Raw genomic sequence first — 13,413 nt, 5'->3', positions numbered from 1 at the left:
ATGGGGTAGAATCCCAACGAAAACCAGAAGATATTCATTATGGGTAGTTCGATAACCGATTATGCAGATAACAGGTGGGATTAGATTACAACCAAAAGCAGGGCCTGCTATCAGGCCCTGCTTTTGGTTAATCCCGCAACAATCGCAATTCATCATTTTTCGCTTATTGCTCTTGGTTTCGCGGTTGAATTGCATATCGGCGGTTATGCTAATACATGGGTGCTATGGAAAAAACTGCGGAAAGGAAACAGGAACATGGAACATGTCTATCTGATTTTAAGAACGACGCTGACATTTTTTGTAATATTAGTATTAGCCCGGATTCTGGGGAAAAAACAGATCAGCCAGCTCACCTACTTCAATTATGTAACCGGCATTACAATCGGTTCTATTGCAGGAAATATCATCAGCAAATCCAACGAGCCTTTTATCGATGAATTTTTAGGGCTGGTTTGGTGGTGCGCGCTGACTGGAATAATCTCGTTTGCCGGACTGAAGTCGGGTAAATTCAGATGCTTTGTTGACGGAGAGCCCACAATTGTAATAAAAAAAGGCGCCCTGGTCAGAAAGGCGCTGAAATCCGCCAAGCTTGATATGGACGAAGTCTCGATGCTGCTAAGGGAGCAAAGTATCTTCTCAGTCAGGGATGTGGAGTATGCCATATTGGAAACCAACGGAAGCCTCAGTGTCCTGAAAAAGCCTGAAAAGCAGCAGGCAACAAAACAGGATGTAAACGCTCCCTTAACAAAGCCAAACAATCTACCGGCAGAGATTATTGTTGACGGCAAGCTGATCGAACGGAATCTGACGGAATTCAATCTTGATGAAGGCTGGCTTATGAGGCAATTGTCTTTGCAGAACATCCACTCCCATCAGGATGTTTTATATGCCGAACTGCAGGACGACGGCAGCATCTATATCATGCCCGTCGAGGAATCCTTTTAAATTGAGAATGCCCCGGATTCTAAGGCCGCGTGGCCCGAGGAATCCGGGGCAGATAATTTAATAGGTGGGATATACCCATTCTTCTTTGGGCTTTTCCGCTGGTTCAATGGAGGAGGGGTAAAGGATCGGCATGGTTTCTCCCATATTTTTTTCAAATTCAACCTTTATGGTTGCGGTTACCCATATCCAGTCGCCATCATTCCACTTTTTTGCATCGTCAGCCCTGCACAGGAAGCCCGCCGCTGCCAAATCCGCGGCGCAGCATACCATCGCCATGCGGGCCGGGACAAACTCATTATCGGCAAATCCGTCCATCCGAAAGACAGTACCCTTGATCTTATACTGCTTCCCCTCGTATTTTTCCGGATTTTCATAAACATCCATATACCAGTCAAGATATTCGTCGTCGGTGATCAGAGTCACCCCGTCCGGAACATCGACCTTTTCAGCGGATTCACCGCTTTCTGGGGCTGAGGAACTGCTCTGCGATGCTTCCTGTTCCGGGAAAGTAAGCTGAGAAACCGTATCCTGCAGGTTCTGCGGGGCCTGTTCGGACAACCCGGGGGAAGAGATTGTCTTTCCTGTCCCGATCCCCGCTACCTGCGCCATATCTGTCGTCGGCGGCAGAATGAAACCGGTCAATAGGGGAAACACAAAAATAAGATACGGGAACAGGCTTACCTTGTGGCGGGGCTGAAGCATCACCGGAATCATCAAAAGCGCAATGACGGCCAATGCTCCCACCGCAAACCACAGATATAAAATCAAACGTGGATGGATATAATTTTTCACTTTTCCGGTAACAAGCAAACCGACAAGGAAAGCATCGATGACAGCGATCAGAATCATCTGCAATAAAACTTCCCCATTGATTTTTTTCATCATAACACCCCCTGCCCAGCGATTGTCGCTGTCACAAATCCAATCCAGCCGATGACTGCCAGCAGTCCCGCCAGACGAAGAACAAAACCTCTACGGAAACCGCTCATCAGCATCAGCAGGTTCTTCAAATCAAGCATCGGCCCCATTACCATAAAACCCAGCACCGACCCAATCGGGAACGTATAAGAAAAGCTCCTGGCAATAAACGCGTTGGAAGTGGAGCAGACCGACATCAGGAATGCCGCCACAAGCATTGCGAGCGGTGCCAGCACAACATTTTGTGCTGTTCCCAAAAGCGCGGTTTTGGGAACCAGCACCTGCAACACGGACGATATCAGTGCGCCGGCCACCACATAACGCCCCACATTGAAAAATTCCATACCCGCGTGCCGAAACAGTATTTCCAGTTTACCTCGGAAGCCTTCGGAAGAACTGTCACCGATATATCCGCTGGCGCAGGTCGAATCAATGATCGTCCGCTGGACAGGAAGTCCCTTCTTCCAAAGGAGCGGAATCAGCAGGCCCGCAATCAGCGCCACCAGAATGCCCCAAACCACCCGCAGCAGTACAATCCGGGGCTGCCCCGGGAACGCATAGAGCGTGGACCATATGACCACCGGGTTGACTACCGGAGCCGCAAGCAGAAAGGTGACCGCATAGGAAAGCGGGACTCCTTTACGCACCATACGGGCAACGACAGGCGCCATTGCACAATCACACACCGGAAAGAACACGCCCAGAACAACGGCCAGCGGCGCACCCAACAGACGATGTTTGGTAAACAGGCGGACAAGCAGCGTATCCGAAACAAATACCTGCAAAATGGAAGAGGTAAAAACCCCGATCAAAACAAACGGAATCGCCTGCAGAAGAATACTGATAAAAATGGTATTGACCGATTGCAGAAATGTATACTGATTTTCCAGCGCAAGAGCCTGCACCGCCTGAAAATACATAACGACCGCCCAAAACAGAAAAACGACTAGAAAGCCCTTTGCAACTTTCCAAAGGCTGGGGCCGGCAATCATGAAATAACGTTTTAAAATATTCTTCGGTATCCGGTTTTTAAAAAACGCCTTTTCCGCTTTTCGGTTGATATTTTTTAAACTTCTCCGAATGATATCTGCCTGCTCCGGTTCAAGCTCCTCAAACCGGTTGACAAAGATCACATCACAATTCGCAAGCTGTTCCGCCATCATACGGCTCATATTGGACATATATGTTTCAAAGGTGGAGGCATCCACCAGCCCCACAATACTGTTGATCCTGCAGCCGTCCGGAAGCTTGATTTTCAGCAGGCTGCCGATCTTCCATGTACCGTTATACTCAACCAGGATACGGTGCGGCTTATGGGTTCCGATTAAATTCTGAAAGAATGTCTGATTCAGGGTGTTTGGATCATCCGCCGTTACCAAAGTAATATTTTTAGCTTTCAGCTGTTCTGGATCATATTCTTCGAGCCCTTCCTCGCATACCAAAAGGACAGTCGGCCTTCCCGCCGCTATTACGTCCCGCTCCAGCAGGCTTTGGATAAAGCTGGTTTTCCCGGATTCAAGGAACCCCGTAACCACATCAATCTGAACTTCCATCCTGCCCCTCCAATTCCGAGAATTTATTCCGAAGAGTATCATACTGCGTCAGCCCGCCATAGTCATTTCCAATAGCCATCCTGTCTTGTTTCCCAGCTTTTGGCCCGCGAAATTTTTTCAGGCGGGGCCTGCCCGCATACAGGAAGCCGCAAACCACGGAGGTCAGAGGAATTGTGAGCAGGATGCCAAGGCTGCCGATCAGCGCCTGCAAAATTTCGACGACGATCATTTCACGGTTCAGCAGCGAAAGAATCGAACGGTTATAAGCGGCAAGCAGTAAAACGGTCGAAAGCGAGCTTCCGATATATGCAAGGACTAATGTGTTCGCCATCGTGCCAATCATATCCTGACCAATGGCAAACCCCGATTTTACCATCAGGAAAAAATCCGGATGCTCGGTGTTTCTGCAGACTTCATACAGCGACGTCGCAACTGATACGGCGACATCCATCACAGCCCCGATCGCGCCGATGATGATCGCAGCAAAGATGATTGCCTTCATATCGATAGGGTTCTCGCCGTTTAAAAATTGCAAATAATACGATTCTTCGTCGACCATTCCTGTCAAGCTCATGATATGGCTCATGAAAAACATAAGCCCTCCGGACGCCAGCACGCCCCCCGCACATCCAAGTCCGGCCCCGAGGCTTTTCATATTGGCTCTTGTGACGATCAGCAGCGTCATGGCTACGATATACGAGCAAACAAGCATCGACCAGACATAAATGTTTTTTCCGGACAATATCGCCGGGATCAGCACCAGAAAGATCGCCGAGCAGGTGAACCCCATCGACAGAATGGTATCAAATCCTTTCATTCGTCCAAACAGGAGCAGGCACACCGCAAAAAACAGCCCTAATCCAATCAGCGCGTCGCTCCTGACATCCTGTGACGCATACCATGTATCGGCGTCATAAACGCCCGACTGGTCTTTGGTGACCAGAAATTTGACACCCGGCTGCGCCTCCTTGATTGGGAGGGGCTGCATCGGGTTAATCAGCTGCATTGCTTCCAGTTCCTCTCCCTTGTGGATACCGCTGAGGATCACCGCGCGAAATTTGATATTAATGTTGTCGCCAGGCATCCCCGCATATTCGGGTTTTACCGTCTCTTTACTGAGTATTTCGATTACCCTGACTTTTTCGACCGAGGCAGTTTCGGCTCCGCTGAACGATGTCAGCCCCTGAACGGCAACCCTGTTTCCGAGAATGATACAGAGTAATGAAGCCGCGACCGTCGCTAGCCAAATGAGCTTCTGTTTCAATTGAGGCTCTCCTCTTTCCGCGGTTTTTTAAACTTCAAACAATGCGCTGAGGCAGTCGGCGCAAAGATCTTCACCAATCACGCAAAGCCGCCCGGTATAATCCGGGGCGCACGGGCGGATTTCTGTTTCATCCGGGACATAGTCAAACTGTACCCATTCCCCGTTTTCAACCGGAACAATCCCTTTCGCCCGCAGCACGTTTCCATATTCCGAGTTCATAGACAGGCTGTTCAAAGCATCCTGAAGCCGCGCCCGGGTAAACTGCCTGGGCGTTTCCACGCCCCATGTTCCAAATACTTCGTCAGCCGCGTGATGATGTTCACAGCATGAGGCGTCATCTGTTTCATGTTCATGGCCGCAGGAACAGCCCTGCGGGTGATCATTATGTTCATGTTCATGTTCATGGTCATGGTCGTGATCACAGGTACAGTGTAACCCGTGTTTGTGTGGCTGCTGTGTCGCAGCCACCGCATGCTCAATAAACGAACGGGCCGTATCAGATTCCGCGGCTGCCACAATCCGTTCCCCCGCCAGTTCTTCCCAAGGGGTGGTGATCACATTCGCCTTAGGATTGCGCTTCTGGATATCCAGAACCACCTCTCGCAGTTTTTCTTCCTGCATCTTCTGCGTCCTGCTGAGAATGATCGTCTTTGCATGTTCAATCTGATTGGTGAAGAATTCTGCAAAATTTTTCACATAGATCCGATATTTCGTGGCATCCACCACAGATATACACATATTCAGTTTCAATTCGTCCGTCTGCACAGCACGTTCACAGGCTTTGATAACATCTGACAGCTTACCGACACCGGACGGTTCGATGATAATACGTTCCGGAGAAAAACGCCGGACAACCTCCTTAATCGCTTTTGTAAAGTCGCCGGAAAGCGTACAGCAGATGCAGCCCGAATTCATTTCCTGAATCTCAATCCCGGCTTCACGGAGAAATCCGCCGTCGATCCCAATCTCCCCGAACTCATTTTCCACCAGCACAACTTTTTCAGTGGAAAATGATTCTTTCAGCAGCTTTTTGATCAGTGTCGTTTTTCCTGCCCCCAAAAATCCGGATATAATATCAATCCTCGCCATCGTTACAATCCTTTCAAAATCCCACAACCGGGCTCTTCTTAATATATGGATGAATATCCTCATGCTGTCTTTGCAAAATTTGAGATGCGCTCAACAGCAAACAAGAACCATTTGCATTTCATACTAGAGCTATTTTCAGGCACTGTCAAGGCAATTCAAAATAGTTTTAAAAAAATTTTCATTTTCATGGAAGATTTGACACACAGCAAATGCAATAGTATACTGTGAGGGAAGAAACGATGATTTCGGGTGAAACGATGGCAAACGATATTTTAAAAATAAATGCCTTAAAAAATACCAGAAGCCGCCAAACTGTGCTGCATATCATAGAAGATGCGGCTGTATCTTTGACTGCGGAAGACATCTATGCCAAAGCCTTTCAGAACGGTGAACCCGTTACACTTTCCACTGTTTACCGCACACTGTCTACCCTGTCTGAAAAAGGAGTTCTGCTCAAAAGCATCAGCCAGGATGGCAAAACCTATTATCAGCTGAGCAGTCACCAGCATAAGCATCGTCTGGTTTGCACGGCCTGCAATGAAATCATATTGATTGAGAACTGCCCGTTAGAATCACTGGAAGCGGAACTGGAAAAGAAAACAGGCTATACGATTAACGGGCATAGTTTGGAATTCTGCGGAATCTGTCCAAAGTGCGCCAAAAAAGCAAAAAACAAAGCATAGCAGGGAGCGGGTGTTCTGCCCCCTGCTGCAATAACCACGATTTCATCAGCGCAGGAACAAAATTTGTTCCTGCGCTTTTTGTGATTGCTTTCTATTGAAAACGCAATCATAAAGCTTGAAATTTGGATAACGCGGACAGAACTATATTTCTGTTATGATATTCGAAAGTCAAATTTTTTTCGGATGACCTTATAAAAAATGCAAATCGTTACGAATTGTTTATTGACCTATAAATACTTGGAGCCGTTTTCAGGCGAAATTATGTGGATTTTTTTCCAAATATCGCTTGATTCTTTTTATGATATAATGGAACAGAAAAATTTGCTTGGGAGGGATATTCATTTGAAGGAAATTGATCAGATTGCAGTGCAATCCCGCACAGATGAAACCACACTAAATACACTGATTGCGCAAAGTGAATTTTTTATTATAAAAACCGCTTCGAAAATAACCCACCGCTATATCTCCAAAAGCGACGACGAATGGGCGATTGCACTGCAGGCCTTTGTACAAGCCGTTGAAGGCTATCAATTGGACAAGGGCAGCTTTTTTAGTTTTGCAGATAAAGTGATCTGCCGAAGGTTGATTGATTACCAAAGAAAGCAAAATAAATACGCACATGAAATCGCAGTGGACCCTTACATCTTTGATACTCCTTCAGAAACGGAGGAAGAAGAAATTGCCGTGACACAGGCGGTTTCAAAAACGGTTTCTCAAAGAAGCGACGATTCGCTGAAATACGAAATCGAAGCAGCCAATGAAGTTCTAGCGCAATTTGGTTTTTCCTTTTTTGACCTTGTCTCCTGTTCGCCCAAAGCGAAAAAAACAAAGCTTGCCTGCGCTGAAATTATTCGATATATGGTCAACCACCCTGAACTGCTGGATACTTTATCGCGTACCAGGCAGCTGCCGCTGAACCGTATTGAAAAAAATGCGCAGATACCCCGAAAAATAATCGAACGCTACCGAAAGTATATTATAGCGGCGGTAGTGATACTATCCGGAGAGTATCCTTACCTCGCAGATTATATACGCGCCATTGGAAAGGAGCTGTGCAAATGAGAGGAATCGTGATAGATTTTAGAGATAGTTACGCTGCGGTTCTTTCCGACGATGGCAATATCGTGAAGTTGAAAAATCAAAACTATACGATCGGACAGGTGATTGATTTGAAAGAACAGTCGTTTTATCAAGCGAAAAAACATACAAAGTGGCTGGCTTCCGCAATATCGGCGGCTGCCTTAGTTTGTGTTCTGGGTACCACAGCATGGGCATATGCCACTCCTTATTCTTATGTCAGCCTTGATGTCAACCCTTCGGTGGAATACTCCCTAAACCGTTTCAAGCGGGTTCTGACCGTTAAGGCAGTAAACGACGATGGGAAAGAAATTATAGAAGAATTAGGCATAAAGAAGCTCAAGCATAAGCCGATTGAGGAGGCCATCTCCCAGACTGTCCTCCAGATTGCCGAAAACGGCTATTTCGAAGGCGCTGAAGAAGGCGGAATTGTGATTGCAACCGCCGGGGACAATTCAGAAGAAGCGGAGAGCCTGGCGGAGGAGCTTCAGCAGCAGGTTGAGGAAACTGTGGAAGAAACTGGCGACGACGTTGCAGTTGAGGCCATCAGTGTCGGATTGGAACGCGTTCAGGAAGCCAGACAGCTGGGCGTAACCCCAGGAAAGCTCAATCTTGTGGAAAAGCTGCAGGCCAGCGCGGGGGACTCTGAAACGATCAGCACGGAAGATTGGCTGAACAAACCGGTCAAGGAGATCATGAAGGCCATCAAGGAAACTAAAAAAGCTGCGAAGGCAGGCAAAGACGCTGAGGAACCAACAGACTCTGAAAGCTCTTCGAGCGAAGAATCCTCCAGTTCATCGGAGAGCGAATCTTCTTCTGAAGCGTCGTCTTCCACTGCAAGCATTGAGACAGCAGATACCAAAGCCGCTCAGGCATCTTCCAAGGCTGCCGAAAAGGAAGCCGCGGTATCCTCCAAAGCTGCTGATAAGGAAGCGTCCGCGTCCTCCAAGGCTGCTGATAAAGAAACGGCTGCGTCCTCCAAAGCTGCTGATAAAGAAGCGGCTGCATCCTCCAAAGCCGCTGCCAAGGAGGAGGCAGCCTCCAAAGCAGCTGATAAGGAAACAACGGAAAAAGCCAGCAAGAGTTCTGGCAATTCGGAGACAAAGTCCACCGATAAGTCCGACAACGGCGGAAATACAGACAACAGTTCCAATAAAGGCTCAAAAAAATAATTCATTTTAAAACGCATGATAAAAATCTCCAGGCCGGTGCCAGCGCCGGTCTGGAGATTTGTTTTAAAAACATAGTTCCGGATTCCGATTATTTTGCCAAATATTTTTCAATCCGCTCGCGGTTAATCGCATCATAATTGAGTACGCGGCGGTCATATTCGCCTTCCATATATTGGGAAGTCAGCATGAAATCCGCGGTGGAACGGTTATAAGCAATCGGCACATCATAAACCGCGGCAATACGCAAAAGAGCTTTGACATCCGGGTCATGCGGCTGCGCTTCGAGAGGGTCCCAGAAAAAAATGACAAAGTCAATTCTGCCTTCCACAATACGCGCGCCGACCTGCTGGTCACCGCCGAGCGGGCCGCTGTTATAAGCGGTTACCGGAAGGTTGGTTTTTTCCGCAATCAGGCGGGCGGTCGTTCCTGTTCCGCAAAGGAAATGATTCTTTAATATCTCCTGATTAGCCTGCACCCATTCAATCATTTCTTCTTTTTTGTTGTCGTGCGCAATCAGCGCAATATGTTTTTGTCTGCCGATTGTAAAGTGAATATATTTATCCTCAATCATTGCTATGCCTCCCTGCAGTTAATTTGATCAAGATCATTTCATGCATCCTTTTTAATCTGATTTACCTTCCTTATTATACCAGACATCTTGTGATGAAACAATCTAATTTTTATTTATGGGCTGTAAAATTCAGCCTGCGCTGATAACCATTCTTTTTTCACGAATAATAACAGCGAAACAAACCTATGAACGATAAGGACGCGATAGCTGTATATGGAAAAACGCGAAAAAGGGTTATCGGCTTGGCAGCTGACGATGATGGCGCTGGGAACTGTAATAGGCGGGTCTTTTTTTCTGGGTTCCTCAGTCGCCATTCACGCTTCCGGGCCTTCTATTCTAATTGCTTATATCATTGGCGGACTGCTGGTCTATTTTATCCTGTTTGCCCTTTCTGAAATGACGGTGGCAAATCCCGATTCCGGTTCTTTCCGCACATTTGCGGCACAGGCGTTCGGCAAGGGAACCGGTTTTGTGGTGGGATGGGTCTACTGGACGGGAATGGTTCTGGCGATGTCCAGCGAAGCCACCGCCGTTTCCATCCTGGTACGGGAGTGGCTTCCGAATATGTCCCTGCCCCTGCTTGGCGGCGGCATCATTATCGGCGTCACCCTGCTGAACCTGCTAGGCGCTGATAAGCTCAGCAAGCTGGAAAGCGGCCTTGCAATTATTAAATTGTTTGCAATTTTTTCCTTTGTAATCATGGGGGCGCTATTGATCTTTGGGGTTTTTCCGCAAAACGCCGCTGCGGGAGCTCAGGAACTGACACGGGAGCCTTTGATGCCCGGAGGATTAAAAAGCGTTGCGGGCAGCATGCTGATCGTGATGTTCTCCTACGCGGGCTTTGAAATCATCGGGCTGGCATCTTCAGAGGTGGAAAACCCTAAAGAAACGATTCCGAAAGCGATCCGCTATACGGTCTTTTGTCTGGTCGGATTCTATATTATCTCCATTGCCGTTCTGCTCTTTCTGATTCCGACCGCTGAAATTAATGAAAGCACCAGCCCGTTTGTGGCCGCTTTGAACCGGCGCGGTTTTGGATGGGCGGGAACTGCCATCAATCTGGTACTGATTACGGCGATCCTTTCGACGATGCTTGCCTCCATGTTCGGCCTGGGACGTATGATGCGCTCCCTGGCGGAAGAAGGGCTTGCGCCCGGTTGGCTGCAGGACCATAGGGATGTTCCCTATCGCGGCATTCTTTTTTCCGGCTTTGGCATGCTCTTAGGGCTGGGGCTTGGAATGCTGCTGCCGCGTGTTTACCTTTTTTTAATCAGCTCCGGCGGTTTCGCTCTGCTGTTCACCTATGTCATCATCATGGCAACGCATATCCGTTTCCGCAAAAAAAACGGCTGCCCGCCGGACGGGAAATGTCAGCTGTGGGGATTTCCGTTCACTTCCCTGTTTGTGTTGCTTTCCCTTGTCATCATCATTGTCAGTATGCCGTTTGTGTCCGGGCAGACTTCGGGGCTAATCGCCGGGATATCGCTGATTCTTTTTTACTTTATCTGCTATGTGGCAATGCAATTCTTAAACCGCATACGAAAGAATCAACCGCAAAGGCGGCAGAATCTTCGCGGTCTTCAGGCAAGGTTCTCAGCCGAAACCGCTGAAGAATTAATCGATCCGCCTCAAGAGAACAAAAAGGAGAACGGCGATAACTAGATCGCATGAAAAAGGTGCCGCTGCTAAACGCAGCGGCACCTTTTTCATAACTGATTCTGTTACTGGGGCGAGTGAGAATGTCCTGCGCAATGATCGCAGCCGGAGCAACCTCCTGTGCACTCGCCGTTCTTTTGCTTTTTCCAGGTATATCTGATTGCAAGCGCCATAGCGCCAATTACAATTCCACCGATAATCCAGGTTGCCATAAAATCAAATCCTTTCTTAGACGCCCGCTTTTACAGCAGTTAATGTCTTTGCTTTTTCCGGATGGTACGAGCGCAGCAGAAGCCACACGATAACTGCCACCATGATGATAGCGAGCACCGCACCGACTCCAAACGATGCCCCCATAAAAATAACCGAGCCAAGCTGGTTGATGATAAAGGCCAGCACATATGCAAGCAAAGTCTGATAACCGACCGCGATCAATGTCCATTTCCAACCGCCCATTTCCCGCTTGATCGCACCAATAGCAGCAAAGCAGGGTGCGCAGATGAGGTTAAACACCATGAAGGACATCGCGGTAACGGAAGTAAGCATTGCGGAAACGCTGTTCAGCAGCGTGGGATCATCCTCGGCCACTTCACCAAGGCCAAACAGGACACCGAATGTTCCGACGACATTTTCTTTAGCCACAAGCCCGGTAATTGTCGCAACGGTTGCCTGCCAGGTGCCGAATCCAAGGGGAGCGAAGATCGGAGCAACGAAGCCGCCCAACACAGCCAGTAAGCTTACTTCCGCATCGACCATGCCAAACGCGCCGTCGGCAAACCCGAAGTTGGAAAGGAACCACACGATACCACAGGCGGCAAAGATAATAGTACCAGCTTTAATAACGAAAGATTTTCCGCGTTCCCACATATGGATCAAAACACCCTTTGCACCCGGAATATGATACTGGGGCAACTCCATCACGAAAGGTGCCGGATCTCCCGCAAACAGGCGGGTCTTTTTGAGAATCACGCCTGAAAGGATAACCGCGCCCACGCCGAGGAAATACATGGCCGGCGCAACCCAGGTCTGGTCCGGGAATAGCGCTCCGCCGATCAGCGCAATGATAGGCAGTTTCGCGCCGCAGGGGATAAAGGTTGTTACTATGATCGTCATTTTGCGGTCTTTTTCATTTTCAATCGTACGTGAAGCCATAATGCCGGGCACACCGCATCCGGACGCGATCAACATCGGGATAAAGCTTTTCCCCGAAAGGCCGAATTTGCGGAAAATCCGGTCCATAATAAAGGCGACGCGCGCCATATAACCACAATCCTCCAGAACGGATAGGAAAAAGAAGAGGATGAGCATCTGGGGAACAAATCCCAGCACCGCGCCTACACCGCCAATGCAGCCGTCCACGATCAGCCCAATGAGCCATTCAGCAGCGCCTACATTTTCAAGGAAAGCTGTAACAGCAGGCTGGATAGTTTCCGCAAACAGCGTATCGTTGGTCCAGTCGGTTACAATCGTTCCCAGCCAGGAGACAGATACAAAATAGACCACCCACATCACCGCTGCAAAGATAGGCAGCGCCAGCCAACGGTTGGTGACAATCCGGTCTACTTTATCGGAAGTCGTCATTCCGGTGGTCTTTTTATGTACACAGGTCTTTACAAGTTTGCCGATATATTGGTAGCGTTCATTGGAAATAATACTTTCGCTGTCATCATCAAACTTTTTCTCGCAATCGACTATGATTTCTTCCAGGTGATCCTTTGTTTCCTGTGTAAATCCACAGCGTTCCATCACCTTTTCATCCCGCTCGAACAGTTTGATTGCATACCAACGGGATTTTTCCGAAGAGACAATTTCGCTTATCAGGCTTTCAATCTGCTCCAGCGCATCTTCCACCCGCTTGTCAAACGTATGCTGCGGAACGGTCTGCACACGCTGTTTTGCCAGCAAAACGGCCCGTTCCGCAGCTTCCTTTGAGCCGATTCCCTTCACCGCGGATGTTTCAACAATTTCACAGCCGATTGCTGCGGACAATTTTTGCGTATCAATCCGGTCGCCGTTCTTTTTCACGATATCCATCATGTTCAGCGCAACAACTACCGGGATTCCCATCTCGGTCAGCTGGGTCGTCAGATAAAGGTTACGCTCAATATTGGACGCATCCACCAGATTGACGATGATATCCGGTTTTTCATCGATGATATAATTTCTGGTCACCACTTCTTCCAGCGTATAGGGAGACAGTGAATAAATTCCGGGCAGATCGGTCACGATCACGTCTTTGTGACCACGAAGCTTTCCTTCCTTCTTCTCCACTGTTACGCCCGGCCAGTTGCCCACATATTGGGAAGAACCGGTTAAATCATTAAACATTGTCGTTTTGCCGCAGTTCGGATTTCCTGCAAGTGCTATCGTAATTGACATTTCGTTAAACCCTCCTCCGCGGGGACGCCCCGCTGATTGCTGTACAGCCGTTTTTTGATTAGCATCAGCTAACCTCCGGGAACAAAAAAACGCGGTTCCCCGCAAA

General features: G+C 48.4%; 12 protein-coding genes. 5 read left to right on the top strand and 7 right to left on the bottom strand.

From position 1 onward, the window contains the following. Positions 1-255 precede the first annotated feature (255 nt). Entirely contained in the window at positions 256-945 is a 690-nt protein-coding gene (locus tag C1A10_RS13010; RefSeq protein ID WP_101911667.1) for a YetF domain-containing protein, read from the top strand. A 57-nt stretch (positions 946-1,002) separates the two neighbouring features. Here the strand turns inward: C1A10_RS13010 and C1A10_RS13005 are convergent, their stop codons facing one another. The 4 genes from C1A10_RS13005 to C1A10_RS12990 are packed head-to-tail and all read right to left on the bottom strand — an operon-like array spanning position 1,003 to position 5,769. Continuing rightward, a complete protein-coding gene (locus C1A10_RS13005) occupies positions 1,003-1,827 on the bottom strand; it encodes a TIGR03943 family putative permease subunit (RefSeq protein WP_180951136.1) in 825 nt (274 codons plus the stop codon). Then, positions 1,827-3,416 carry a permease gene (locus tag C1A10_RS13000; protein ID WP_101910665.1) on the bottom strand — a complete coding sequence of 530 codons (1,590 nt, stop codon included), beginning with the start codon at positions 3,414-3,416 and terminating at the stop codon, positions 1,827-1,829. The genes C1A10_RS13005 and C1A10_RS13000 overlap by 1 nt, the downstream gene beginning before the upstream one ends. Beyond that, positions 3,400-4,680, bottom strand: a complete 1,281-nt coding sequence (locus C1A10_RS12995) for a YibE/F family protein (protein ID WP_101910664.1) — start codon at positions 4,678-4,680, stop codon at positions 3,400-3,402. Before C1A10_RS12995 ends, C1A10_RS13000 begins: the two co-directional genes overlap by 17 nt. 27 nt (positions 4,681-4,707) lie before the next feature. After that, a complete protein-coding gene (locus C1A10_RS12990) occupies positions 4,708-5,769 on the bottom strand; it encodes a CobW family GTP-binding protein (RefSeq protein WP_101911665.1) in 1,062 nt (353 codons plus the stop codon). A gap of 239 nt (positions 5,770-6,008) precedes the next feature. Here C1A10_RS12990 and C1A10_RS12985 point away from each other — a divergent pair, with 239 nt between their 5' ends. From C1A10_RS12985 to C1A10_RS12975, 3 genes are all read left to right on the top strand, one after another. After that, positions 6,009-6,452, top strand: a complete 444-nt coding sequence (locus C1A10_RS12985) for a Fur family transcriptional regulator (RefSeq protein WP_242968929.1) — start codon at positions 6,009-6,011, stop codon at positions 6,450-6,452. Positions 6,453-6,794: 342 nt separating this feature from the next. Continuing rightward, the gene (sigI, locus tag C1A10_RS12980) at positions 6,795-7,514 is read left to right on the top strand and encodes an RNA polymerase sigma-I factor (protein ID WP_180951135.1); all 720 of its coding nucleotides are present in this window, start codon (positions 6,795-6,797) and stop codon (positions 7,512-7,514) included. Next, positions 7,511-8,701, top strand: coding sequence for an anti-sigma-I factor RsgI family protein (locus C1A10_RS12975; RefSeq protein ID WP_101910662.1), 1,191 nt, complete (start codon positions 7,511-7,513; stop codon positions 8,699-8,701). The genes sigI and C1A10_RS12975 overlap by 4 nt, the downstream gene beginning before the upstream one ends. A gap of 88 nt (positions 8,702-8,789) precedes the next feature. Here the strand turns inward: C1A10_RS12975 and C1A10_RS12970 are convergent, their stop codons facing one another. Continuing rightward, positions 8,790-9,272: a methylglyoxal synthase gene (locus C1A10_RS12970; protein WP_101910661.1), complete on the bottom strand. Its 483-nt coding sequence runs from the start codon at positions 9,270-9,272 to the stop codon at positions 8,790-8,792. A gap of 213 nt (positions 9,273-9,485) precedes the next feature. Between C1A10_RS12970 and C1A10_RS12965 the strand changes: the two genes are divergently transcribed. Further along, the gene (locus C1A10_RS12965) at positions 9,486-10,934 is read left to right on the top strand and encodes an amino acid permease (protein ID WP_101910660.1); all 1,449 of its coding nucleotides are present in this window, start codon (positions 9,486-9,488) and stop codon (positions 10,932-10,934) included. Positions 10,935-10,993: 59 nt separating this feature from the next. Here the strand turns inward: C1A10_RS12965 and C1A10_RS12960 are convergent, their stop codons facing one another. Both C1A10_RS12960 and feoB read right to left on the bottom strand, forming a co-directional pair. Next, positions 10,994-11,140: a FeoB-associated Cys-rich membrane protein gene (locus tag C1A10_RS12960; RefSeq protein ID WP_101910659.1), complete on the bottom strand. Its 147-nt coding sequence runs from the start codon at positions 11,138-11,140 to the stop codon at positions 10,994-10,996. A gap of 16 nt (positions 11,141-11,156) precedes the next feature. Beyond that, positions 11,157-13,307, bottom strand: a complete 2,151-nt coding sequence (feoB, locus tag C1A10_RS12955) for a ferrous iron transport protein B (RefSeq protein WP_101910658.1) — start codon at positions 13,305-13,307, stop codon at positions 11,157-11,159. Between the last annotated feature and the right edge of the window lie 106 nt (positions 13,308-13,413).

The organism is Marasmitruncus massiliensis, from assembly GCF_900186535.1.
In the GTDB taxonomy this organism is placed as follows: domain Bacteria; phylum Bacillota; class Clostridia; order Oscillospirales; family Ruminococcaceae; genus Anaerotruncus; species Anaerotruncus massiliensis_A.
The sequence above is the reverse complement of the archived record's forward strand: the minus strand, read 5'-3'. Positions and strand labels throughout refer to the sequence as shown.

Coding starts and splice junctions, on each gene's coding strand:
- C1A10_RS13010 (WP_101911667.1), top strand. CDS start 256: ATGGAACATGTCTATCTGATTTTAAGAACGACGCTGACATTTTTTGTA.
- C1A10_RS13005 (WP_180951136.1), bottom strand. CDS start 1,827: ATGAAAAAAATCAATGGGGAAGTTTTATTGCAGATGATTCTGATCGCT.
- C1A10_RS13000 (WP_101910665.1), bottom strand. CDS start 3,416: ATGGAAGTTCAGATTGATGTGGTTACGGGGTTCCTTGAATCCGGGAAA.
- C1A10_RS12990 (WP_101911665.1), bottom strand. CDS start 5,769: ATGGCGAGGATTGATATTATATCCGGATTTTTGGGGGCAGGAAAAACG.
- C1A10_RS12985 (WP_242968929.1), top strand. CDS start 6,009: ATGATTTCGGGTGAAACGATGGCAAACGATATTTTAAAAATAAATGCC.
- C1A10_RS12975 (WP_101910662.1), top strand. CDS start 7,511: ATGAGAGGAATCGTGATAGATTTTAGAGATAGTTACGCTGCGGTTCTT.
- C1A10_RS12970 (WP_101910661.1), bottom strand. CDS start 9,272: ATGATTGAGGATAAATATATTCACTTTACAATCGGCAGACAAAAACAT.
- C1A10_RS12965 (WP_101910660.1), top strand. CDS start 9,486: ATGGAAAAACGCGAAAAAGGGTTATCGGCTTGGCAGCTGACGATGATG.
- C1A10_RS12960 (WP_101910659.1), bottom strand. CDS start 11,140: ATGGCAACCTGGATTATCGGTGGAATTGTAATTGGCGCTATGGCGCTT.
- feoB (WP_101910658.1), bottom strand. CDS start 13,307: ATGTCAATTACGATAGCACTTGCAGGAAATCCGAACTGCGGCAAAACG.